This is a genomic window from Rhizobium azibense, from assembly GCF_004342325.1.
GTDB classification, from domain to species: Bacteria; Pseudomonadota; Alphaproteobacteria; order Rhizobiales; family Rhizobiaceae; genus Rhizobium; species Rhizobium etli_B.
Genome location: NZ_SMBJ01000009.1, coordinates 52,051 through 75,569, shown reverse-complemented (window position 1 = coordinate 75,569; position 23,519 = coordinate 52,051). Strand labels below are relative to the sequence as shown.

Genomic DNA, 23,519 nt, shown 5'->3' with positions numbered 1-23,519 from the left:
TTACTTCCCCTTGCCTCGCTGATACTGCGCCCTCAACCAGAATATCGCGAAGAAGCCGAGCAGAAGCGCCGCGCCGGCAATGACGGCAAGCACGGGAGAATAGTTGCCGATCCAAAGGACGAGCGTCGGCAGGAAATAGATGGCCAGTCCCACGCAAATGAGGATGGTGGCGGCGGCGATCGCCTGTGAGCGGCTTTCGGGGCTCATGCGAGCCTTTCCTTTTCAAGATCGGAACGGATGTCCTGCAGGCGCCGGCGCTGCTTGCCTTCGGCATCGAAGTTCTCCGGCGAAAGCCAGGTCTCGAAAGCCTCGCTGATCAGCGGCCACTCGCTGTCGATCATCGAGAACCAGGCCGTGTCGCGGTTGCGGCGCTTGGAGATCATATGCTGCCGAAAGACACCTTCGAACTTGAAGCCGTAGCGCGCGGCCGTCGTCTTGCTGGCTTCGTTGTTGTTGTCGCACTTCCATTCGTAGCGGCGGTATCCGAGATCTTCGAAGACATGCTTGGCCAAAAGGTAATGGGCCTCGGTGGAAAGCGGCGAACGCTTCATATCCGGCCCGTGCGCCACCCCGCCGATCTCGACGACGCCGTTGGCTGGGTCGGCACGCATATAATTGGCCATGCCGACGATCCTGCCGGTGGCGTTGTCGCGGAAGATGTGAGTGAGCCAGCCGGACTTGCAGGCGTTATCGAGCCAGTTGGCAAAATCGGCGATGCCGGTGAAGTCGTCCTGCGCGAAATACAGAAGCAGCGGATTGATGCCCATGCCGCCCAGTCCGTCCCAGAGCGCCTGAAGATGCTCGGCCCGGACATAGGGCTCGACGGTCACGTAGCGCCCCTTCAGTGTCACGTAACCAGGTGCCGGCACCTTGAAATTCGATAGATCGCGCATGCTCACTCCTCTCATCGGAAGAGTGGATAGGCCAGCCGCCCGGGAAAGGCAACCAGCCTGCATGTCACCGTGACAAGGAAACCTTGGCGGAGGAAACCGTTGCCTCGATATGGTCCACAAGCGCATCGGCAAGGCCAAGACGCCCTGCAAGGAGATCGAGATAGCCGCGCTCGGCCCGCGAGTCCGGCTCGATCGTCAGGCGCGATGCCGTATAGAGCTCGACCCTCTGTTCCTCCGTAGTGGCGGCTGCGACCAGCGCGTCGAGATCGGTTGGCGAGGCGAGCTCGCGCTCGATGAATGACGCAGCTTCACCGCTGACGTCGGCGGCCCTCATCTTGTCCATGACATGCGCTCGCTCGGCGTCGTCGATATGGCCGTCGGCTTTGGCCGCCGCGATCATGGCGCGGATCAGCACCAGGGCAAATTCGTTGCTGCCAGCAGGCGAAGCCGGACCGAAACCGGAATCGGCGGGTGCCGGCAGGAGAACCGGCGTCGACGGCGGAGGGGCATCCGAAGGCGTGGCAGGTGCCTGACCCGCCTGGTAGTTCTTGTAGGCCTGGTATCCGAGGCCGGCGATCGCTGCGAGCCCGCCGATTGCTATCGCGTTGCCGGCAATGTTGCGGCCCGTCTTCGTCCCAAGAAGCACAGTCGCCAGCGCTCCGGCCTTCCACGGATTATCCTTGGCCAACTGGACGGCATCGCCGGCCCGGTTGCGGACACTTCCGCCGACGCCCGGTATTTGAGATCCCAGGAACTGGTCAAGAAGCTTCTTCGCGTCGAACATCCTTCATCGTCTCCCTGTTGAGGCAGAACTGAAGATAGGAACCAGATTGGCAAATACAAATGCCGGCGAAGCCGCCGGCACCTTGTTGCGATCAGGAAAATGTCAGGCTTTCAGCGCAGCCGCTTCCGAGGCGAGCTTGGTGATCCCTCCCCAATCGCCCGCAGCGACGAGTTCCTTCGGCGCCACCCAGGATCCGCCAACGCAGATGACGTTAGGCAAAGACAGGTAATCATTGGCGTTTTTGAGCGAAATGCCACCGGTCGGGCAGAAGAGCGTGCCGGCGAGCGGCGAGGAAAGCGCCTTGAGATATGCGGCTCCGCCTGCCTGTTCGGCGGGAAAGAATTTCAATACCTTGTAGCCTTCTTCGCGAAGCGCCATGACCTCGCTTGCCGTAGCAGCGCCCGGCAGCAGCGGAACCGGCGATGCCGAAGCGGCATCGAGCAGTTCCTGCGTGGCCCCCGGGCTGACGACGAACTTCGAGCCGGCAGCAATGGCCGCATCCCACTGCTTTGCATCCAGGATCGTGCCTGCGCCGACTTCCGCACCTTCGACCTCCTGGGCAACGGCACGGACCGTATCGAGTGCTGCAGGCGTGCGCATGGTGATCTCAATCGCCTTCAGGCCGCCTGCGACCAGCGCACGCGCCAGCAAAACGCCGGACTTCACGTCATCGACGATAAGCACCGGAACAACTGGCTGGAGTTTGAGGATGGAAAGGAGCTTTTCTGTCTTCTCGCCCATGGCCGCACGGTTCCCTAAACGATTGAATTGGGCTCCCGAATACCCCTATGGACCCGATTTGTCGAGACAAAACAGATGCGGCAAGAAGATGGGTATCCCTTCCGGGAGATTTACGCTACGGTGCGGCGATCGTCACAAAAGGTTCACTGAAATGGCGAAAGAGATCGAGCGGAAATTTCTGGTACGCAACGACGGCTGGCGCGCCAAGGCCGTGACGAAATCGATCCTCAGACAAGGTTACATCGCCTCGATGGACGACCGGTCCGTGCGTGTGCGCATCCTTGACGGAAAGAGCGCGCGGCTGACGATCAAGATCGGCCGCAGCAGCGTGACCCGCGACGAATTCGAATACGAAATTCCCGTTTCTGACGCCGAAGAGCTGATGCAAAGCGCCATTGGCCTGGTGATCGAAAAAACGCGCTACCGCGTGCCGCATGACAGCTTCGTGTGGGAAGTCGATGTCTTTGCCGGTGCGCATCGCGGCCTGGTGATCGCTGAGGTGGAGATGACGTCCGAAAATGACGATCCCTCCCGCCCGGCCTGGCTTGGCCGCGAAGTGACCGGCGATTTCCGCTATTCCAACCAAGCGCTGGCGACCGAATTCGAGTACGATCAGGATGCCCTTTCGCATACGGCCTGATTTCGATTTCACCGATGAGTTTCGAAGAGTGGCAACGGAACAGCTGGAACGTGCCATTGCTGTTCTCGAGGAGCGGCCGGGCGGCGCGCATGAGGCGGTCCATGCTTTTCGCAAGAACGTCAAGCGGCTGCGCTCTCTTTACCGGCTCGTGGCCAAGGAGGTTCCGGACTTTCAGAAGCGACAAAATGCCAGGCTGCGCGAGACGGCAAAATCGCTTTCATCGATCCGGGACGCCACAGCCCTGATCGGTACTGCCGAATATTTGCAAAAAGGCGCCCGCGGCAACGCAGAGAGCGAGGCGCTCATGCGCATCGTCACAATTTTGCAAGCACGGCGTGACTGGATGGCGGAGGCCGAAAGCGGGCTTGAGCAGAAGCTTCACGAGACGGCCGTCTCGCTGAAGGACGCGATCGGCGAAGTCGAGAGGGTTTCTTTCAAGAACAAGCGCAGCAGGAACGCCCGCATGCTCGCCAACAGCTGGAAGCGCACTTCGCAAAGAGCGCGCACGGCGTTCGATGCATGCCGCGATACGGCAGCGACTGAGGATTTTCATGAACTGCGCAAGCGAACCTACGACTACCGGCTCTATCACGCGCTGCTGCGAAATCTGTGGCCCGCCGCGATGAAGGCGAAGCAGGATGCAGCCACGGATCTCGCAGAACGGCTCGGCCGCGTCAACGATCTCTCGGTGCTGTCGCAACTGGTTGAGGCGGAGCCGCAGCTCTTTACCCGCAATGAAGATCTCGCCCACCTGCTCGATGCCATCATCTTCCGCCAACAGGAAGAGCGGCAAACCGCGCTCCAAGAGGCCGGCCGCATCTTTGCCGACAAACCGCAACATGAGGCCAGCCGGATCGAGGCACTCTGGCTGTTGAGCCGGAACTGAATTCGAAAAGCGCCAACACTTGGCGCGCGCGCCCGCAATGGCAAAGCTTGCGCAAAAACGCTTCAGACTGTATTTCAGCGTCATGACCGACAGCATCAATCACACCAGCCCGTTCCTCGTGGCGGCGCTTTATCATTTTGTTTCCGTGCCGCGCTTTGAAAGCCTGTGCGTGCCCCTGCAGACGCTTTGCGAAGAAAACGGCGTGAAGGGGACGCTGCTGTTGGCGCATGAAGGTATCAACGGGACGATCGCCGGACCGGATGCCGGCATCGAAACGGTGCTCGCCTACCTGCGGGCGCAGCCGGAATTCATCGCCCTGGAGCACAAGGAAAGCCGCGCATCCAAAATGCCTTTCCTGCGCATGAAGGTGAAACTCAAAAAAGAGATCGTCACGATGGGGGTCGACAATATCGACCCCAACAAGGTGGTTGGGACCTATGTGATGCCGCAGGATTGGAACGCGTTGATTTCCGATCCCGACACGGTTGTCATCGACACGCGCAACGACTACGAAACGGCGATCGGCACCTTTCGGGGCGCCGTCGATCCGAAAACCAGGACCTTCCGCGAATTTCCGGAATGGGTGCGCCAGAACACCGGCCTGCACAACAAGCCGAAGATCGCCATGTACTGCACGGGTGGTATCCGCTGCGAAAAGGCGACGGCCTTCATGAAGGAGCAGGGTTTCGAGGAGGTCTACCACCTCAAGGGCGGTATCTTGAAGTATCTGGAGGAGGTTCCAAGGGAGGAAAGCCTGTGGGACGGCGCCTGCTTCGTGTTCGACGAGCGGGTGTCGGTCGAGCACGGACTGAAGGAAGGCGAGCACAAGCTCTGCCATGCCTGCCGCAATCCGATCACCGCAAAGGAAACCACCTCGCCGCTTTACGAGGAAGGCGTTTCCTGCAGCTACTGCTACCATACGCGCACTGAAGACGACCGGCTTCGCTATCGCCAGCGGCAGCTGCAGATCGCGCTTGCCAAGAAACGCGGTCTCAAGCACATCGGGACTTAGGTTCAGGCAGCGGTTATCTGGCGCGGCATCGCGTCCAGGGCACGGCGTGCTTCAAGCATTTCGGTGATCCTGTCTGCCGGCACCGGCTTGCTGAAGAAATAACCCTGCAGGCAATCGCAACCAAAGAGACGAACGGCCAGTGCCTGCTCTTCCGTCTCGATGCCCTCGGCCGTCACCGGAATATCCAGTGAGCGGGCAAGCGCGACGGTTGCCTGCAACATCTCGCGCTGGCTGTCGCTTTCGGTCACGCCCTCGACCAGCGAACGATCGATCTTGATGCGGTCGAAACCGAATTGGCGGAGATAACCGATCGACGAAAAGCCCGAGCCGAAATCGTCGAGCGCGATCTTGACGCCGAGCGTCTTCAGCCGCTCGATCGATTGACGGGTGCGCTGCGGATTCTGGATCATGTATCCTTCGGTGATCTCCAGCGTTACGCGTTCCGCCTCGATCGCCGTATGTTTCAGGACATAGCGAACATAGTCGGTAAAGGCCGGATTGCGGAACTGGCCGGGGGAAACGTTTACGGCAACGCGCAGCTCCGGCCATTGCTTGGCGGTCTCACAGGCCTTGCGCAGCACAAACAGACCAAGCGCCTCGATAAGCCCGCTGGTCTCGGCGATGGGGATGAATACGTCCGGTGAGACTGGTCCGTGGCCGGGACGATTCCAGCGTACCAGCGCTTCGACGCCGTTCATCTCATGTGTAGCGGCATCGATCAGCGGCTGATAGGCAAGCGTCAGATCGCCACTTTCGATCGCAACGCGCAGATCGAGTTCAAGCGCATTGCGCTCCTCGCGGTCGGCATCCATGGCGGGATCGTAAAGCGTCATGCGGGCCCGGCCCGCTTCCTTGGCCTTGTACATCGCAAGATCGGCCCGGCGGACCAATTCTTCGCGGCCGATCGTCCCGCCAGCAGCCATCGCGATGCCGATGCTGGCGCCGATGACGACGACGCGCCGGCCGATCTCCAGCGGCTCCGCCAAAAAATCCAGGATCTGTTCCGAAAGCTGCAGCGCATCGGCGCTGCCGCCTTCAGACAGGAAAGCAATCGCAAATTCGTCGCCGCCAATGCGCGCCAGAACCGCGCCATCTGGAACCAGCACCTTGAGGCCGGCAGCAACTGCGCGGATCAACTGATCACCGGTGCCATGCCCGTATGCATCGTTGACCTCCTTGAAACCGTCGAGGTCGAGATAGAGGAGCAGTACGTTCTTGCCGGTCTGCCTCGCCTTGGCAACGACGTCATCGACAGCAATCCCAAGGCCTTCGCGGTTCGACAGACCGCTGAGGCGATCGCGGAGCGCATCCTCGCGGGCAGTGTTTTCCTCCGCCTTCAGCCGGCGTCCGGCAAGCCAGCCGATGACGAGCAGGCCGGCGAAGAACAGCCCGACGAGGCTGAGTGCCTTCACAATCGTCGGGCGCACCTGTGCGTAGCTGATGTCGCCCGGCGAACGCGAAATCCATACGAGTTTTCCGAGTGCCTTGCCGGCGGCGTCATCGATGGCCACGGAATAGTGCGCGTCGTAAGCGGCCGGCACCAGCTTCAATCCCTGGATGACATAGGTCTCGCCGAGGCCCTTGATGGTCTGCCCGTTCAGATGGCGGGCAAAAATCAGGTAGCGGCGCTGCCCTTGAGGTGCATTCAGCGTGCCGGATTTTTCACGCACGAGCGCAACGCCGACTGCCGCAATGCCGCTCTTGGTGCCGACGAAACCCACGGCTTCCGGTGATGCGAGCCCGGCGGCCTTCACTTTGTCGAACAACGTCCACAGCGACGGCGCAAAGAAATCGTCGATCGCGTCGTTTGACGGCTGGCCGTCGCGATAGACCATCAGCGGCTTCTTGTCGTCATCTATGACGATCGCCACGTCGAAGAGCGCGCTATTGGAGGACATTTCGCCGTAGTTGCTGATCGTCCAAGCCATGCCATCCGGGGCATAGACATTGACGGCCGCGTCGTCCCAGGCGGCGTAGTCGTTCAGCGTCGCGCCGAGTTGCGCTTCGAACGTCTTGATCGCCCCGGCCGTGGTTTCGCGCGAACGTTCCTCGTCGAGAATATTGGCGTTATCGGTGACGCGCGACAAAGCCGTCAGCACCATGACGGTAACGACCGCGACCATAGCCGCAAAGGAAAAAAGCACACCCGCAACAGTTGCGTGGCGGCCGATCCCCGATGCCTGATTTTTTTGCCTAAAGAACGCAGGCATACATGACTCCCCGATAACGGGGACTTTGCCAGTCAAGGCTTCAAAAACGGTTAAAGCGAAAGGCTACAAGGCTTCATCCAGGGTGATTTTTCTGAATGAAGATCACCGCGCATCGAAATGCCCTCCCCTCGGAACGGGAGGGCTTGATTTCATACCGGTTGGGTCGCTTACCAGCCTGCGATAACCGAACCCTTGAAAGTATCGGCGATGAACTGCTTCACGTCATCGCTGTGATAGGCTTCGACCAGCGTCTTCACCCAAGGCTGATCCTTGTCCTTCTCGTTGACCGCAAGGATATTGACATAGGGTGCCTTTTCGCCTTCGCGGGCAATCGGATCCTTGGAAGGATCAAGACCGGCTTCCAACGCATAGTTGGTGTTGATAACGGCAGCATCTACATCGTCGAGGGAACGCGGCAGCTGGGCGGCATCGAGTTCGGCGAACTTCAGATTCCTGGCATTTTCCGTGACATCGGCAGGTCCGACCTTCAGGCTCGCGCCGTCCTTGAGCTTGATCAATCCCTTATCGGCGAGGATCAGCAGAGCACGGCCGCCATTGGTGGGGTCGTTGGGGATCGCAACAGTGGCACCATCGGCGAGGTCGTCCAGGCTCTTCACCTTCTTGGAATAGATGCCCATCGGGAAGTTGACCGTATAGGCGACGTCAACGATCGCGAAGCCGCGATCGGCGACCTGGTTGTCGAGATAAGGCTTGTGCTGGAAGGAGTTGGCGTTCAGCTCACCATCGGCAAGCGCCTGGTTCGGCACGACATAGTCGGAAAATTCAAGGATCTCGATGTCGAGGCCCTTGGGCGCTGCAACTTCCTTCACCTTCTCCATGATCTGTGCATGCGGACCTGGCGTGACGCCAATCTTGATGCTTTCGGCCGCGGCAGCAGTCGCAAAGGCCGCTGCAAGGGCGGCCGCGAGGATGATTTTCTTCATCAATCTTCTCCTTGGGTTAATGGCAATTCGATCAATTCTTGCGCGATCGCTTGTCGAAACGGCGGGCAAGTGCATCGCCGGCGCTCTGCACCGCCTGGACGAGCAGGATCAGGACGATGACGACGACCAGCATCACGTCCGGCATGAAACGCTGGTAGCCATAGCGAATGCCGAGATCGCCGAGCCCGCCGCCGCCCACGGCGCCGACCATCGCCGAATAGCCGATGAGGCTGACCAGCGTCATCGTGAGCGCCAGTGTCAGCGCCGGACGCGCTTCGGCAAGAAGCACCTTGCGCACGATCTGCATCGGGGTCGCACCCATGGCGCGGGCGGCTTCGATCAAGCCCTTGTCGACGTCGCGGATGGCAGCCTCGACGAGCCGCGCGAAGAACGGGATGGTTGCGATCGTCAACGGTACGATCGCGGCCTTGGTGCCGATCGACGTGCCGGTAACCAGGCGCGTGAATGGAATGATCGCAACGACGAGGATGATGAAAGGCGTCGAGCGCGTTGCGTTGACGAGCAGTCCAACGACTCTGTTGAAAGAAGGCGCCGGAAAGAGCTCGCCGCGACCGCTTGTGGCCAGGAACACGCCGATCGGCAACCCGATCAGGGAGCCGATGAGGCCGGCGATCGCCACCATGCGCAGCGTGTCGAGCGTTGCCTTGGCTATGAGAAGCAGAAGATCAGGAGACATAGCCGAGCACCTCCGCAACGAGACCGTTCGCGTTGAAGAATTCATCCGCTTTCGCAAAAGTCGCATCATCCGCGGCATAGGTGATGATAAGCGAGCCGTAGGGTTCGCCGCCGATCTCGTCGACCGTTCCGGCGATAATGTTGATATCCGAACCCAACGTCTGGATAAGCTGCGAGATCAGCGGCTGTTCAGCAGTTCGCCCGAAGAACGTGATGCGCACGGCAACGCGACCGCCTTGTGTCTTGTGCGGCCGCAGGCCGGATGCCAGCGCTGCCGGAAGCTTCGAACCCGGCAACCCGGCAAGCAGAGCGCGCGTCGTTGGATGTTGCGGCCGGGTGAAGACCTCGAAGGTGCGGCCGCGCTCGACGATGATGCCCTTGTCGATCACCGCAACGTCGCTGGTGACGGCTTTAACGACCTCCATCTCGTGGGTGATCAGAAGCACCGTAAGCCCCAACTCTGCATTGATCCGCTTTAAGAGCTCTAGGATCGACTGGGTGGTCTCCGGATCGAGCGCGGAGGTCGCTTCATCGGAAAGCAAGAGCTTCGGCTGCGTGGCAAGTGCGCGGGCAATGCCGACGCGCTGTTTCTGCCCACCGGACAGTTCTGCCGGATAGCGGTCTCGTTTGTCCGAAAGCCCGACGAGATTAAGCAGCGGCTCGACGCGTGCACGAATGGCGTTTTTGTCGAAACCGGCGATTTCCAGGGGCAGTGCCACATTGCCGAAGGCGGTGCGCGAGGACAACAGGTTGAAATGCTGGAAGATCATGCCGACCGAACGGCGCAGCACACGCAGGCCAGCCTCGTCCAGATCGGGCACGTTGACGCCATCGACGATGATCTTGCCGCTTGTTGGACGTTCCAGGCCGTTGACAAGACGGATCAGCGTCGACTTGCCGGCCCCGGAACGCCCGATGATGCCAGTAATGGAGCCGCGTGCGACGGCAAAATCGACCGCTTCAAGGGCGGTAAACGATTTGTTCTCGGCGCCGAAGCGTTTCGATACGGCTTCGAAGAGGACGCTGTTTGCGGCATTGGCCGCGCTGGAAGGGTCGGAAGGCATGGATGCTCTCGATGTTCAACTAGTCGGCAATCGCTGAATGGCTGGCGACGCGGCGCGTCTGATCAGGCCGGCATTCGGCAACGCATTCGGAACAGAGAGGCAGTCTTTATCATCACACAACCGGAAGATTCAATTTGATCGGCGCATGGCTGCCATGCGCAGGGATGTAATGCTTTATGGCGGAGTTCCAGTCGCGATTGACAGAGAGATTTTTTCTTTGAATCGGTCAGGGCGGCAAAAAAACACCCATTGTGCAATCGCCTGAGTGACGAAGCAGCACCGCCTGCTTCTTCCCCGGCGGGTGAAGTGTCGGATGGGGGTGAACGATGAAAGGAGCGAACGATCGAACAACAAGAGGTCGGGTCTTCCAGAAGGCCCAACCGGCTTTCGGGTCTTCTCGCCAGAAGCGGCGGAAGGTTCAACCCGCCTTGTGATTGCCCGCCGGAAACTGGCTTGCCAGCTCCCGGTACCATTTGCCGCTCTTCTTGAGCGTGCGGACCTGGGTGTCGTAATCGACATGCACGAGGCCGAAACGCATCTTGTAGCCTTCCGCCCATTCGAAGTTGTCCATCAGGCTCCAGGCGAAGTAACCGCGCATGGGGAAGCCGTCCTTGATGAGATCGGCGACGACCGCCAGGTGATCGCTGTAATAATCCAGTCGCGGCTGGTCATCGACCTCGCCGTTGACCACATCCATGTTGTAGCAGGCGCCATTCTCGGTGATGTAGCATTCCGGCAGTTCATAGCGACGATAGAGGTCTTCGACGACATGCTTGAGGCCGGGCGCATAGACCTCCCAGCCGATATCTGTCTTCACGTCGCTGGCACGCGGCGCTTCGGCCGTCCACGGGAAATCGCCGTTTTTTGCCGGGTCGTCGGCAACACGCAAAGGCGTATAGTAGTTCAGCCCCCACCAATCGAGCGTCTGGCCGATGATCTTCAGGTCCCCATCTTCGACGGCGGGCATGTTGCCGCCGAGTGCTTCCACGAACTCGCTCGGATACTCGCCCTTGAAGACCGGATCGAAGAAGGCGCCGTTGTGGAACTGATGCGCGCGTTCGCCGGCCGCAATATCCGCCTTGCTCTGTGATCTTGGAATGACGGGCATCGCATTCAGCACCAGGCCGGCTGGCACCTTCGGCGCCTCGGCGCGGATGGCCTCGACACCAAGCCCGTGCGCAAGGTTGATGTAGTGCATGGCGTGAAGGGCTGCCTGCATGTTGCGCTCGCCCGGTGCGTGGATGCCGTAGAGGTGGCTGAGCCAGACGATGCACCATGGTTCGTTGAAGGTCGCGACGCTGTCGAGCCGGTCGCCGAGACGCGCCATGACGGTCTTTGCGTAGCGTTGATAGGCGTAGGCCGTGGAGCGCGCCGTCCAGCCGCCGTCGCCTGCCAACAGCAGCGGCAGGTCCCAGTGATAAAGCGTCGCGAAGGTCTTGATGCCTCGCGCCTTGCAACCGTCTACGAGGCGGTCGTAGAAATCGAGGCCGGCTTCGTTCACAGGCCCTGTTCCATCTGGAATGATGCGCGGCCAGGCGATCGAGAAGCGATAGGCCTCGACCCCCATGTCCTTGATCAGGTCAAGGTCCTGCTCGAGCCGATTGTAGTGATCGCAGGCAATATCGCCGTTATCGCGGTTATGGACACGGCCCGGCATGTTGCAGAAGGCATCCCAGATCGACGGTTTGCGCCCATCCGCTTTACTGGCACCTTCGATCTGGAAGGCAGCCGTCGCGACGCCGAAGGTGAAATCGCCCGGAAAGCGGGCGGCGAGTGTCTTGGGATCGATCATCAAAAAACCCCGTCTGGTTATGGACTGGTCGGTCAAGCGGCGGTGTAGCCAAAGGAACCGGCGTTGTACAGAGTGGAGACGTCAATCCTGCAACGGTGCAGGCCGATAGCGGACCTGCCGGGTAGGTGTCGCACTCACGCTGACGTCTCCGGAAAAACGAGGCGATGGACCTCCCCCGTTCGCGGGGAGAAGGTGGCTGCAGCCGGACGAGGGGCTCGCCCAAGATCCGGTCATCAAAGCTTGACCCAAGCCCCATTCCGCTTCGACGAAGCAACGCAGGCCTCGACGAAGGCAACGCCCTTCACGCCGTCATCGACGGTCGGATAGACCACGGCCTTTTCGACCGCTTTGCCCTTCTTGTGCGCATTGATCGCATGGGCCGCTTCCGTATAGATCGTCGCGAAGGCTTCGAGGTAGCCTTCCGGATGGCCGGAGGGAATGCGTGAGACGCGGGCAGCGGCAGCACCCGAACCCGCGCCGTTGCGGGTAATCAGGCGCTTCGGCTCGCCGAACGGCGTGTACCACAGATAGTTGGGGTCTGCCTGCACCCACTCGAAGCCGCCCTTGGTGCCGTAGACGCGAATCTTCAGCCCATTTTCATGGCCGGGAGCCACCTGGCTGCACCAGAGCATGCCCTTGGCCGGCCTCTCCTTGCCTTTTGCCTTGAAGCGCAGAAGCACGTGAGCGTTGTCGTCCAGGCGACGGCCTTCGACGAAACTATCGAGATCGGCCGCAAGACTGTCGAGTTCGAGGCCGGTGATGAAGGAGGCAAGGTTATAGGCATGCGTGCCGATATCGCCGGTCGAACCGCCCGCGCCCGACTGTGCCGGGTCGGTGCGCCAGACGGCCTGCTTGGCACCGCTCTGCTCGACAGGCTCAGTCAGCCAGTCCTGCGGATATTCGGCCTGCACGATGCGGATATCGCCGAGTTCACCATTGGCAATCATCTCGCGCGCCTGACGGACCATCGGATAGCCGGTGTAATTGTGCGTCAGGATGAATAGCGCGCCGCTCTCGTCGGCGACCTTCTTCAGCCTCTTGGCGTCGGCAAGATTGGAGGTCAGCGGCTTGTCGCAGATGACGTGGATGCCCCGACGCAGGAATTCCTTGGCGGCATTGTAGTGAACATGGTTCGGCGTGACGATCGAGACCGCCTCGATGCCGTTCTTAAGCTTCGCCTCACGGATCGCCATTTCGCGGTAGCTTGCGTAGGTGCGCGACGGGGCAAGGCCGAGATCGCGGCCCGATGCGATCGCCTTTTCCGGCGTCGACGACAGCGCACCTGCGATGAGTTCGTATTGATCGTCGATGCGGGCGGCTATGCGATGCACGGCGCCGATGAACGCACCCGCTCCGCCGCCGACCATGCCGAGGCGGATGCGCGGCTCGCGCGCCTGTTCACTTGATCCTTCAATTGCCATAGGTTCCTCCAAAGAAATGAGTGTTTGCCGACGGTCTCGCGACTCCCTCTCCTCAGGGGGAAAAGGTGGCGATAGCCGGATGGGGGTGCGGCTGATGCAGTCTTTCGCCGTTTGCTCAAGACGTCGCTCGGCTGCGCCCCCTCATCCGTCCTTCGGGACATCTTCTCCCCGAGGGGAGAAGTAAAAAAGCAAGGCTCAGAGCCCGAGCATCCTGCGATTCGCGGCTTGGTCCGTACCGCTGCCGGCGAAATCGTCGAAGGCCTTCTCGGTAACGCGGATGATGTGTGCCTTGACGAACTCAGCACCCTCCCGCGCACCGTCTTCGGGATGCTTCAGCGCGCACTCCCATTCGACAACGGCCCAGCCGTCGAAATTGTTGGCCGTCATTTTCGAGAAGACGGCGCCGAAATCCACCTGACCGTCGCCGAGCGAGCGGAAGCGGCCAGCGCGCTCGACCCAGCCCTGATAACCGCCATAGACGCCCTGGCGACCGGTCGGATTGAACTCCGCATCCTTGACGTGGAACATCTTGATGCGATCCTTGTAGATGTCGATGTTGTCGAGATAGTCGAGGCACTGCAGGACGTAATGCGAAGGATCGTAGAGCATGTTGGCGCGCGGATGGTTGCCGACCCGCTGGAGAAACATCTCGTAGGTGACGCCATCATGCAAATCCTCGCCGGGATGGATCTCATAGCAGACGTCGACGCCGCACGCCTCGGCATGGTCGAGGATCGGCTTCCAGCGGCGGGCAAGCTCGTCAAAGGCTGTTTCGACAAGACCGGCCGGACGCTGCGGCCACGGGTAAATGAAGGGCCAGGCAAGCGCACCTGAAAAGGTCGCATGTGCCTTGATGCCAAGGTGCTTGGAGGCCGTCAGCGCCATCTTCACCTGCTCCACCGCCCATTCCTGCCGGGCCTTCGCATTGCCGCGCACTTCCGGTGCGGCAAAGCCGTCGAAGGCTTCGTCATAGGCAGGGTGAACGGCAACCAGCTGGCCTTGCAGGTGGGTCGAAAGCTCGGTGATCTCGATACCGTTTTCACGCGCCTTGCCGGCGAATTCGTCGCAATAATCCTTGGAGCTGGCAGCCTTCTTCAGATCGATCAACTGACCGGCCCAGGTCGGGACTTGCACGCCCTTATAGCCGATATCAGCCGCCCATTTGGTGATCGCATCCCATGAATTGAAAGGCGCGGCATCTCCCGCAAACTGCCCGAGGAACAGGCCGGGCCCTTTGATCGTCTTCATGTCAGAATCCTCCCTGATGATCGATCGTAAACGTTTATGATAACTTCTGGCACGTATTTCGGCTGGGGCAAGGCGCCGCACGCCTTTGGGCAGATGCAGTTGAAATGCCGAAAGTCAAACCGAAGCGAGCTAATCATGCCTGTCTGGAGGCTGCAAGAGGTACGTGCCGCATTCTTGGCCGCAGCGCGTGTGCAAGCAGAGAAAATGCGCCCATCCTTGCGAATGGGCGCATTGCAGTTGGAACATCAGAATGGAGAATCGGGGAAGTAGAAGTCCTTGGCGTTATCCTTGGTGATGAGCGTCGCGTCGAGGATATAGGTGCCACGCACCGGAACCTGATCGTAGAAATTGGCTGCCGTCATTTCCATCGCCGTGCCGACCATCGCCGGAGGATAGAGAACGTCGACGGGGATCAGCTTGTCGCCGTCGATGACCTTCTTGACCATGTCCTTGGAGCCGGCGCCGGCGACGACATACTGGATGTCGGTACGCTTGGCCTGCTCGATGGCCTGCAGCACGCCGACGGCCATGTCGTCGTCCTGGCACCATACGACGTCGATCTTCTGGTACTTCGTCAGATAGTCCTGCATGACCTTGAAGGCGTCGTCGCGGTTCCAGTTGCCGTACTGGCGATCGAGAACCTTGACGTTCGAACCAGCGATGCCCTTGTCGAAGCCATCCTGGCGCTGCTGGTCGATCGGGATCGGCAGGCCGCGGATGACGACCACCTCTGCATCCGGCGTGTTTTCCTTGATATACTTGCCGGCGACTTCGCCGAGCGCCGGGTTGTTGCCGGCCACATAGAGATCGCGAACGGAATCATCGTTGTTGCTCGGGGCACGGTCGACGAGCGCCACGAACTTGCCGGCATCCTTGATTTCCTTGATGGCGTTGACGAGCGGATCCGGATCCGACGGCAGGATGACCAAGGCATCGATGCCTTGGGTCGCGAGATCCTGCACGGCGTTTGCCTGACTTGCAGCATCTGGCGAGGTCTTGACAATGACGTTCAGGCCCGGATGTTCGGCCATGAGCAGCTTTGCCACGCGCTCTGCGTGGAAGACGACGCCGGCCGTCCAGCCGTGGTCGGCTGCCGGAATGGAAACGCCGATCGTTACTTTCTTGTCCTGGGCATACGAGACGCCCGTGAGGACTGCCATGGCAACCACCGCCAGCCCCAGAATTTTTCTTCGCATTTTTTCTCTCTCCCAAATAATGAAGGGCCTAGTCGATCGAGGACCGGGCGACCCATAGACCCGGCTATTCACGATTTACGCACCAGCGACCGCTGAACCAGCATGGCGATGATGATGATCGCCCCCTGGATGGCGCCGATCAGGTATTCGCTGATGAAATTCGAAAGCAGCATGATGTTGCCGACGAGTTCGAGAATGAAGGCGCCGCAAATCGTGCCCCAGACCCGGCCCGCGCCACCCTTGAGCGCCGTGCCGCCGACGACCACGGCGGTGATCGCCTGCAGTTCCCAAAGGATGCCCGTCGTCGCCGAGGTCGAGCCAAGCCGCGGCACGTAGAGAAGCACGGCGATGGCGACGCACAGGCCCTGGATGACGAAGGCGATCGTGCGTACGCGATTGACGGCGATACCGGAGTAACGCGCCACGTCGCTGCTGGAGCCGACCGCCACGACATGCCGCCCATAGCGGGTGCGGTAGAGGACGAAGGCTGCAACGCCGGTGACGGCAAGGATCACGGCGATCGGGACCGGCACGCCGAGGATGGAGCCGAAATAGGCCGGGCGGTAGAGTGCCTGCAGTTCGGGCTCGCGCAGCGTGATGGCGCCGCCCTGCGAAAGCCATGTGGTCAAGCCGCGGTAAACGCCCATGGTGCCGAGCGTGGCTATGAAGGGCTCGATCTTGCCGACGGTGGTGATGAGACCGTTTGCAAGGCCGCATGACGCGCCGATCACGACCGTGAGCACGATGGCAGTCGTCAGCATCAGCGCCGGATCGGCGATCGCGCCGGAATTCATGAACAGGATCATCAGGCTGGCGACGAAAGCGACCATCGAGCCCACGGAAAGGTCCAAGTCACCCGCCGATATCACGAAGGTCGCGCCCACAGCGATGATGGCAATGAAAGCGCTTCTCGTTGCAACATTGGCAAGGTTCGTGATGCCGATGAAATTCGGATTGACCAGCGCCCCGACAACGAGAAGCAATGCCAGTGCCGCAAAGGGCGCGACCGCCCGAAGATCGACATCGCGCCAGGATCGGCGCCGGCTTTCCTTTTGGCTGCTTTCCTCGCTTACACTCATGTTCAAATCCAACCTCCCGTCCCATTATCCCTGGGAATTCGCCGTCACGCCTCGACCGATCGTTTCGCCTGGTCAGGCTGCAATCTTTTTCTTCAGTCCCGCCGCGTAGCGCATGATTTCCTGTTCGGAGATCTCATCGCCCTCCAAAATGCCGACGATTCGCCCCTCGCGCATCACGGCGATACGCGTGCAAAGTCCGATCACCTCCGGCATCTCCGAAGACACCACGATGATCGAATGACCATCGCGGGCCAGTGCCGAAATGAAATGATAGATCTGCTGTTTGGTGCCGACGTCGATGCCGCGCGTCGGCTCGTCGATGATGATGATCTGCGGCTCGATCTCCATGACTTTCGCCAGCAGCAATTTCTGCTGGTTGCCGCCGGACATGCGGCCGGCAACGATATTGCCGTCCCTGACGCGGATGTCGAAGCGGCGGCGGGCCCTTGCCATCGCAGCGGCTTCGCTCGCAGCGCTCAGATAGCCAAACCGGCCATGCTTGTCCAAGGATTGCAGCGTAAGGTTGGCGATCATGCCGGAGTTGAGAAGCAGTCCCTTGGACTTGCGGTCCTTGGTCATGTAGGCCAGGCCTGCGCGATTTGCGGCATGAACGTCGTGCGGAGGCACGGCCTGCTCGTTGACCGTGACCTCACCCGATGCGCGCGGGCGCAGACCGATGATGGCCTCCATAAGCTCGGTACGGCCGGATCCGATCAGGCCGGAAAAGCCGAGGATCTCGCCTCTGCGGACCTCGAAACTGGCATCACGGACATAGTGGGTCGATACGGAATGGACGCTGAGCACGACCTCTTCGTCGACATCGGGTTCGTTTTTGGCGGGATACAGGCTGGAGAGCTCCCGCCCGACCATCAATTGAGCAATGGATTCGCCGTCCAGGATGGCAGTGGGCGAGGTCTTCACCCATTGGCCGTCGCGCAGGACCGTCACCCGGTCGGTCAGTTCCATGACTTCGTCGAGCTTGTGGGAAACAAAGACGAAGCTCGTTCCCTGGTCGCGAAGCTTGCGCACCTGCTTGAAGAGGAAATTGATCTCCTCGCGCGAGAGCACGGCGGTCGGTTCGTCCATGAAGACGATCCGCGCATTGCGGCTGATCGCCTTGGCGATTTCCACCATCTGCTTGTCGGCGATCGACAGCGTGCTGATCTGCGCGTTCACGTCGACATGCGAGCCGAGGAGATCGAGGACGCGCCGCGCTTCGGCGCGCATATACTTGCGGTCGAGAACGCCATAACGGGTGACTTCGCGGCCGAGAAACAGGCTTTCGGTCACGGTCAGGTGTTCGGCGAGATTGAATTCCTGGTGAATGATGACAATGCCGAGCGCCTCTGCGGCACCATTGGGCGGCAGCTTTACAGGCTTGCCGTCGAGCAGGATTTCGCCGGAGCTTGGCTCTTCGAAACCGGAAAGGATCTTGACGAGTGTGGATTTGCCGGCACCGTTTTCGCCCATCAGCGCGTGAATTTCGCCGGCGCGAAGATCGAAATTGACGCTGAAGAGCACCTGAACGCCGCTGAACGACTTGCTAATTCGCCTCGCGGACAGTAGCACCGCGCCTTCGACGGTCTCCGGATCCATTCTTCCCTCCCTACGGCTCCCGTCCGCTTTAGCGACTATGTAAACCTTTACATTGGCGATGTAAAGGTTTACATCATTGCATAGATGAGAATTTTTCAGCGTCGCCTTTGACCTTCTGGGAAGTCTGTGTAGTGTCCCGGTCAAGACGAGACCCAAGGCAGAGCGCAGTGTCGAATTCCAGCCCCGCAACAATCGAAGACGTCGCCCGAATTGCCCAGGTTTCGATTGCAACGGTCTCCCGCGCGATCCATATGCCCGAGAAGGTCGCGAACTCGACACGCCTCAAGGTCAATCAGGCAATCGCCATCACCGGTTACACGACGAATGCGATGGCGCGCAGCCTGCGGCTCGGGCGCTCGAACATGATTCTCGTCGTCGCGCCCGACATCGGCGACCCGAATTTCTCCAACATCCTGGTCGGATTGGAGAATGAAGCCCGCGCGCACGGCTACGGCATTCTCATCGGCCATACGCAGAATGATGCCCAACGCGGCCTCGAATATCTGAAGTTCCTCAATTCCAATCAGGCGGCCGGGCTGATCCTGTTCACCGGCATCCTGCCCTTCGGACACCAGACCATGACGGCGCGCCTGCCGCCCAGTGTCGGCGTCTTCGAGCCGGTCTTCAACGGCGGCATCCCCTATGTCGGCGTGGACGACATCGCAGGCGCCCGCAAGGCCGTCGACCTGCTGATTGCCGAGGGCCATCGAAATATTGCCTTCATTGGCGATTCGCGCACCCGCCTCGCCTATAGCCGGCGGCGCATGGGTTATGACGCCGGACTGGATGCCGCAGGCGTCAGTCCAGGCCTTCGAATTGTCTTCGAAGGCGACGGCACGATCGAAAGCGGCCGGCTGGCGGTCGAACAGCTTTTTATGCGCGATACGCTGCCAACGGCCTTCATGTGCGTCAATGACCAGACCGCCATCGGCGTGATGATCGGCCTTGGCGCGCGCGGCTACGATATTCCTCGGGATTTTTCCGTGACCGGCTTCGACGACGTGCCTCAAGCCGTCTTCATGTCACCCTCGCTGACGACGATCCGCCAGCCGCGCACCGCCATCGGCAAGCATGCCATGGCGCTGCTGCTCGAACTGCTGTCGGACCGTCAGCCCGCCGAGACGGAAATCCTGCTCAGACCCGACCTGGTGGTCCGCAACTCGGTCTCGGCGCCCTCGCGGAACTGGATCAGGAAGTAAGAAGGAGACGGCGGCAGCCGGTAACGAGAGCTGCCGCCGGTCCGCATTGCTCAAACGTATCGGTTGACGACGTTTTCCAGCAGTTCCTGCTTGCCCGATTTCGGCTGCGGGTTGATGTTGCGCGTTTCAACCCACTCTGCGATCTGCTCGAGCGAATATTCGCCTCGCAAGAGCTTCTGGCCTTCGGGGCCGTTCCAGCCGGCATAGCGATCCTCGAGCGGTTTGGAAAGTGCCTTATCCTCTATCATCCTGGCCGCCGCCTTAAGCCCGCGAGCGCAGCAGTCCATGCCGCCGATATGGCCGATCAGCAGGTCTTCCGGATCGAGCGACTGACGCCGCAACTTCGAATCGAAGTTCGTGCCGCCGGTCTTGAAGCCGCCGCCTGCCAGGACGTGGTAATAGGCGAGCGCCATTTCCGGGACGTTGTTCGGGAACTGGTCGGTATCCCAGCCGGACTGGTAATCGTTACGGTTCATGTCGATCGAGCCGAAGATGCCGAGTGCGTTGGCAAGCGCCAGCTCGTGCTCGAAGGAATGGCCGGCAAGAATCGCGTGGCCCTGCTCGATATTGACCTTCACCTCATTTTCCAGGCCATTCCTCTTCAGGAAGCCGTAGACGGTCGCGACATCGTAGTCGTACTGATGCTTGGTGGGCTCCTGCGGCTTTGGCTCGATCAGGATCGTGCCCTTGAAGCCGATCTTGTGCTTGTATTCGACGACAAGGTTGAGGAAGCGGCCGAGCTGATCGAGCTCGCGCTTGAGGTCGGTGTTGAGCAGCGTCTCATAGCCTTCGCGGCCACCCCAAAGCACGTAGTTTTCGCCGCCGAGCTTGTGCGTCGCATCCATGCAGGTCTTCACCGTCGCAGCCGAAAATGCAAAGACATCCGGATCCGGATTGGTCGCGGCACCCGACATGAAGCGGCGGTTCGAGAACAGGTTCGCCGTGCCCCAAAGCAGCTTGACGCCGGTCGCAGCCTGCTTTTCGGCAAAGTAATCGACGATATCGTTGAGGTTCTTCGTGTTCTCGGCAAAGCTGTTGCCTTCCGGGCGAACATCGGCGTCATGGAAGCAATAAAAGGGTGCGCCGAGCAGCTGGAAGAATTCGAAGGCGACATCGGCCTTCAGCCTTGCTGCCTTCATCGTGTCTTCGAACCAGGGCCGCAGGAAGGTCTGGCCGCCGAAGGGATCGCCGCCTGGCCAGGTGAATGTGTGCCAGTAGGCAACCGCAAAGCGCAGGTGATCTTCCATGCGCTTGCCCATGACAATTTCGTCAGGCTGGTAGTGGCGGAAGGCCAGCGGATTGGTGCTGTCGGGGCCTTCATATTTCACTTTCTGGATATCGCCGAAAAATCCGGTGCTCATGGTGTTGTCTCCTTGGGTTTCACTCTTGTTGTTTATGAAGGCACGCGCCCCTTAACCCCTGCCTTTGCCCACCGGAAAAAGGGGAACAGGGCGCCGCTGCAAGTACGGGCAGGCGGATGAGGGGCAGCCACCATCTCAATGCGCCAGCGATCTGATTGCCGGATAAAGCGCCCGGTAGCGCCTGTAGGCATCCTCATAGGCACCGCTCAAAGCCGCCACCGGCTCGATCGTATTTGCCGTCTTCGGCGGCGTGCAGACCGAAACCGGCTCGGCGCCCGTCGCCGCGATCAGCCCAAGCCGCGCCGCGCCGAAGGCGGCGCCGAAATCGCCGTCGGCGGGCAGATCAACCGGAATGTCGAGCGCCGTTGCGATTGCCGCCAGCCAGTAGCGCGAGCGCGAGCCGCCGCCGATGGCGGTGACGCGGGATATATCGGTACCTGCCGAACGCAGCGCTTCGAGGTTGTCGCGGATGGCGAACGACACGCCCTCGAGCACGGCCTGCGTCAGCACAACCCGACTGCTCTCATGCTCGAGGCCGATGAAGGCGCCACGGATGACGGCATCATTGTGCGGCGTGCGTTCGCCGGAAAGATAAGGAAGAAACGTGACCCCAGAGGGTGCCTTTGGCGTCTCGCCGAGTTCGTTCGTGAGATCGGCAGCAGATTTGCCAGTAACGCTTGCATGCCAGTTCAAGGCATCGGTGGCCGAGAGGATGACACCCATCTGATGCCAGGTGTCGGGTAGTGCGTGGCAGAAGGCATGGACTGCACTGTCTGGCTTCGGCAGGTAGGCGGCATTCGCCGCGAAGAGAACGCCCGACGTGCCGAGCGAGACGAAGGCCGCGCCATCGCTGACGGTGCCCATGCCGCAGGCAGACGCTGCATTGTCGCCTGCCCCGCCGGCAACGACAGCATCGCCCGCAATGCCCCACTTGGCAGCGAGTTCGCCGCGCAGCTTTCCTGCCTGCGCCGTGCCTTCCACCAGCGCCGGCATCTGCTTTTCGTCGAGACCGGTCGCGGCGAGAAGCTCCGACGACCATTTGCGTTTGCCGGTATCGAGCCAGGACGTACCGGCAGAATCCGACATTTCGGAAATGTGCTCGCCTGTCAGCCAGAGCCGCAGGTAGTCCTTCGGCAGCAGCACCTTGGCGACCTTGGCGAAAATGCCCGGCTCATGCTTGGCGACCCAGGCGAGTTTCGGCGCGGTAAACCCGGGAAAGACGATGTTGCCCGTCAGCTTGCGGAATTTGGGATCGGCATCCAGCGCCGCTGCCTCGAGATAGGAACGCGTATCGTTCCAGAGAATACAAGGACGCAGCACCCGGTCGCCGGCATCGAGCAGTGTTGCGCCATGCATCTGGCCGGAAAGGCCGACACCCCTGACAGCCCCGAGCTCTTTCGGATGGTTCGCTTTCAGGCCCGCAACAGCCTCCTCGGTTGCGCGAATCCAATCCGACGGTTCCTGTTGCGACCAACCGGAATGCGGCCGCGAAACATCGAGCGAGCCATTCGCCGAGCCGATGATCTTCTGATCGCCGTCGATGAGCATCGCCTTGACGCCCGAGGTTCCGAGATCGAGACCCAGATACATGTCATTCTCCTTGCCCTTACGGCAGATTGTCCTTCAGGAATATGTCGAGCCGGATCCGCTCCTGCGCATCGATGACGGCAAGCCCGTCGGCTTTTGCTTTGAGAACGCGGATCGCACTGCGGACCTCGTGTCCGGCGTTCTGATTGAGGATCGCATCGATCGTGCCGTCGATGAGGGCAGCGCGCGTATGAACGGTCAATTCATGGGCAACGACTGTCAGCGGGCGGCTCGAGGCTCTCGCCTTCAGCGCCCTGACAAGACCACGATTGCCGGCGCCCAGGCTGTAGACGCCAATCACCCGCTCATGCTTGGACAAGACGTCGGCGACCAGCTTGTGCGCCAGTTCCGGATCGTCGCGGCCTTCGAGGACCGGCAGGATGGAGAGCTTCGGAAATTCCTGCGCCATCAGAGCGGCAAAACCTTGAAGGCGCTCGCGATGATCGCGCACCAGCATGGAGCCGGCAAGCACCGCAACCTCGCCCTTGGCATCGCCAAGAAAGCGTCCGAGAAGACGCGCTGCCGTTCTGCCGGCGGCGATATTGTCGACGCCCGCGTAATGATGCCGGCGCGAACCGGTGAGGTCTGAAACCAGCGTGACGACAGGAATGCCGTCGGACACCAGCTTGTCGACTGCAGCGACGACCTCAGGCGCGTCGGTGGCGACGAGCGCTATCCCGGCGGGACGTTCATCGGCGAGCTTTTCGAGCGCCGTAACCAGAGCGGCCGGATCGAAGGCGGCAACTTCCTCCGTGCGAATACTCGTCCTTTCGGACGGAGAACGGATCATCGCTTCGCCGATCTCGGCGTGCAGCCCGTGCATGAATGAATTGTCCGAGGCAGGCAGGATGAAAACCAGCGGATAAATGCGGCCCTTGGCGAGGTTGGCGGCGGCAACGTCGCGCACATAGCCGATCTCGCGGATTGCCGTTTCCACTTTTTCGCGCGTGATGCGGCGCACACCGGGGCGCTGGTTCAGCACGCGGTCGACGGTGGCCAGGCTGACCCCGGCCGCAGCGGCGATATCATGAACTGTTGGCCTCATCGCTCCTCCTGATGAAACCATTATCGCCAAATCTGATGTACGTAAATCAAAAATTTCAATCGGCTGTCGAGCACGAAAAAGGCCGGCATATCCCAAGCCGGCCGTGACTTCGTTTCTTCGACCGC

The 23,519-nt window shown here is 60.7% G+C and carries 21 protein-coding genes; 4 read left to right on the top strand and 17 right to left on the bottom strand.

Annotation, left to right across the window (positions count from 1 at the left end; genetic code table 11):
- The 4 genes from EV130_RS22250 to EV130_RS22235 all read right to left on the bottom strand — a co-directional run bounded on the left by EV130_RS22250 (position 1) and on the right by EV130_RS22235 (position 2,418).
- A complete protein-coding gene (locus EV130_RS22250; RefSeq protein WP_132661421.1) occupies positions 1-207 on the bottom strand; it encodes a hypothetical protein in 207 nt (68 codons plus the stop codon).
- Positions 204-893, bottom strand: coding sequence for a GNAT family N-acetyltransferase (locus EV130_RS22245; protein WP_132661418.1), 690 nt, complete (start codon positions 891-893; stop codon positions 204-206). Before EV130_RS22245 ends, EV130_RS22250 begins: the two co-directional genes overlap by 4 nt.
- Positions 894-957: 64 nt before the next feature.
- Complete coding sequence (locus EV130_RS22240; protein ID WP_132552497.1) at positions 958-1,677, bottom strand: tellurite resistance TerB family protein; 720 nt, start codon at positions 1,675-1,677, stop codon at positions 958-960.
- 102 nt (positions 1,678-1,779) lie between these two features.
- Positions 1,780-2,418, bottom strand: coding sequence for a 2-dehydro-3-deoxy-phosphogluconate aldolase (locus tag EV130_RS22235; protein WP_132661415.1), 639 nt, complete (start codon positions 2,416-2,418; stop codon positions 1,780-1,782).
- A 151-nt stretch (positions 2,419-2,569) separates the two neighbouring features.
- Here EV130_RS22235 and EV130_RS22230 point away from each other — a divergent pair, with 151 nt between their 5' ends.
- From EV130_RS22230 to trhO, 3 genes are all read left to right on the top strand, one after another.
- On the top strand, positions 2,570-3,058 hold the full coding sequence (locus tag EV130_RS22230; RefSeq protein ID WP_074062524.1) for a CYTH domain-containing protein: 489 nt from the start codon (positions 2,570-2,572) through the stop codon (positions 3,056-3,058).
- Positions 3,036-3,944, top strand: a complete 909-nt coding sequence (locus tag EV130_RS22225; RefSeq protein ID WP_074062525.1) for a CHAD domain-containing protein — start codon at positions 3,036-3,038, stop codon at positions 3,942-3,944. The genes EV130_RS22230 and EV130_RS22225 overlap by 23 nt, the downstream gene beginning before the upstream one ends.
- An 82-nt stretch (positions 3,945-4,026) precedes the next feature.
- Positions 4,027-4,956 (top strand): oxygen-dependent tRNA uridine(34) hydroxylase TrhO, encoded by a 930-nt coding sequence (gene trhO / locus EV130_RS22220; protein WP_074063333.1) that lies wholly within the window; start codon positions 4,027-4,029, stop codon positions 4,954-4,956.
- Between the two features lie 2 nt (positions 4,957-4,958).
- On the opposite strand, the gene EV130_RS22215 is transcribed toward trhO, so the two are convergent.
- The 10 genes from EV130_RS22215 to EV130_RS22170 all read right to left on the bottom strand — a co-directional run bounded on the left by EV130_RS22215 (position 4,959) and on the right by EV130_RS22170 (position 18,202).
- Entirely contained in the window at positions 4,959-7,166 is a 2,208-nt protein-coding gene (locus EV130_RS22215) for a bifunctional diguanylate cyclase/phosphodiesterase (RefSeq protein WP_132661412.1), read from the bottom strand.
- A gap of 167 nt (positions 7,167-7,333) precedes the next feature.
- Positions 7,334-8,110, bottom strand: coding sequence for a MetQ/NlpA family ABC transporter substrate-binding protein (locus tag EV130_RS22210; protein ID WP_074062527.1), 777 nt, complete (start codon positions 8,108-8,110; stop codon positions 7,334-7,336).
- A 31-nt stretch (positions 8,111-8,141) separates the two neighbouring features.
- Positions 8,142-8,807, bottom strand: coding sequence for a methionine ABC transporter permease (locus tag EV130_RS22205; RefSeq protein WP_074062528.1), 666 nt, complete (start codon positions 8,805-8,807; stop codon positions 8,142-8,144).
- Positions 8,797-9,870, bottom strand: a complete 1,074-nt coding sequence (locus EV130_RS22200; protein WP_132552502.1) for a methionine ABC transporter ATP-binding protein — start codon at positions 9,868-9,870, stop codon at positions 8,797-8,799. Before EV130_RS22200 ends, EV130_RS22205 begins: the two co-directional genes overlap by 11 nt.
- Positions 9,871-10,288: 418 nt before the next feature.
- A complete protein-coding gene (locus EV130_RS22195; RefSeq protein WP_132661410.1) occupies positions 10,289-11,662 on the bottom strand; it encodes a GH1 family beta-glucosidase in 1,374 nt (457 codons plus the stop codon).
- A gap of 233 nt (positions 11,663-11,895) precedes the next feature.
- On the bottom strand, positions 11,896-13,083 hold the full coding sequence (locus tag EV130_RS22190) for a Gfo/Idh/MocA family protein (RefSeq protein ID WP_074062531.1): 1,188 nt from the start codon (positions 13,081-13,083) through the stop codon (positions 11,896-11,898).
- Between the two features lie 195 nt (positions 13,084-13,278).
- Entirely contained in the window at positions 13,279-14,331 is a 1,053-nt protein-coding gene (locus EV130_RS22185) for a sugar phosphate isomerase/epimerase family protein (protein ID WP_132661407.1), read from the bottom strand.
- 245 nt (positions 14,332-14,576) lie between these two features.
- Entirely contained in the window at positions 14,577-15,527 is a 951-nt protein-coding gene (locus EV130_RS22180) for a substrate-binding domain-containing protein (protein WP_132661404.1), read from the bottom strand.
- 68 nt (positions 15,528-15,595) lie between these two features.
- A complete protein-coding gene (locus EV130_RS22175; protein ID WP_074062534.1) occupies positions 15,596-16,606 on the bottom strand; it encodes an ABC transporter permease in 1,011 nt (336 codons plus the stop codon).
- A gap of 72 nt (positions 16,607-16,678) precedes the next feature.
- Complete coding sequence (locus EV130_RS22170; protein ID WP_132661402.1) at positions 16,679-18,202, bottom strand: sugar ABC transporter ATP-binding protein; 1,524 nt, start codon at positions 18,200-18,202, stop codon at positions 16,679-16,681.
- Between the two features lie 167 nt (positions 18,203-18,369).
- On the opposite strand from EV130_RS22170, the gene EV130_RS22165 reads away from it, so the two are divergent.
- Complete coding sequence (locus EV130_RS22165) at positions 18,370-19,401, top strand: LacI family DNA-binding transcriptional regulator (RefSeq protein ID WP_074062536.1); 1,032 nt, start codon at positions 18,370-18,372, stop codon at positions 19,399-19,401.
- Between the two features lie 50 nt (positions 19,402-19,451).
- On the opposite strand, the gene xylA is transcribed toward EV130_RS22165, so the two are convergent.
- The 3 genes from xylA to EV130_RS22150 form a co-directional block, all read right to left on the bottom strand.
- Complete coding sequence (xylA, locus tag EV130_RS22160) at positions 19,452-20,762, bottom strand: xylose isomerase (protein WP_132661399.1); 1,311 nt, start codon at positions 20,760-20,762, stop codon at positions 19,452-19,454.
- A gap of 135 nt (positions 20,763-20,897) precedes the next feature.
- A complete protein-coding gene (gene xylB, locus EV130_RS22155) occupies positions 20,898-22,352 on the bottom strand; it encodes a xylulokinase (protein ID WP_074062538.1) in 1,455 nt (484 codons plus the stop codon).
- Between the two features lie 16 nt (positions 22,353-22,368).
- Positions 22,369-23,394, bottom strand: a complete 1,026-nt coding sequence (locus EV130_RS22150; protein ID WP_132661397.1) for a LacI family DNA-binding transcriptional regulator — start codon at positions 23,392-23,394, stop codon at positions 22,369-22,371.
- Positions 23,395-23,519: the final 125 nt, after the last annotated feature.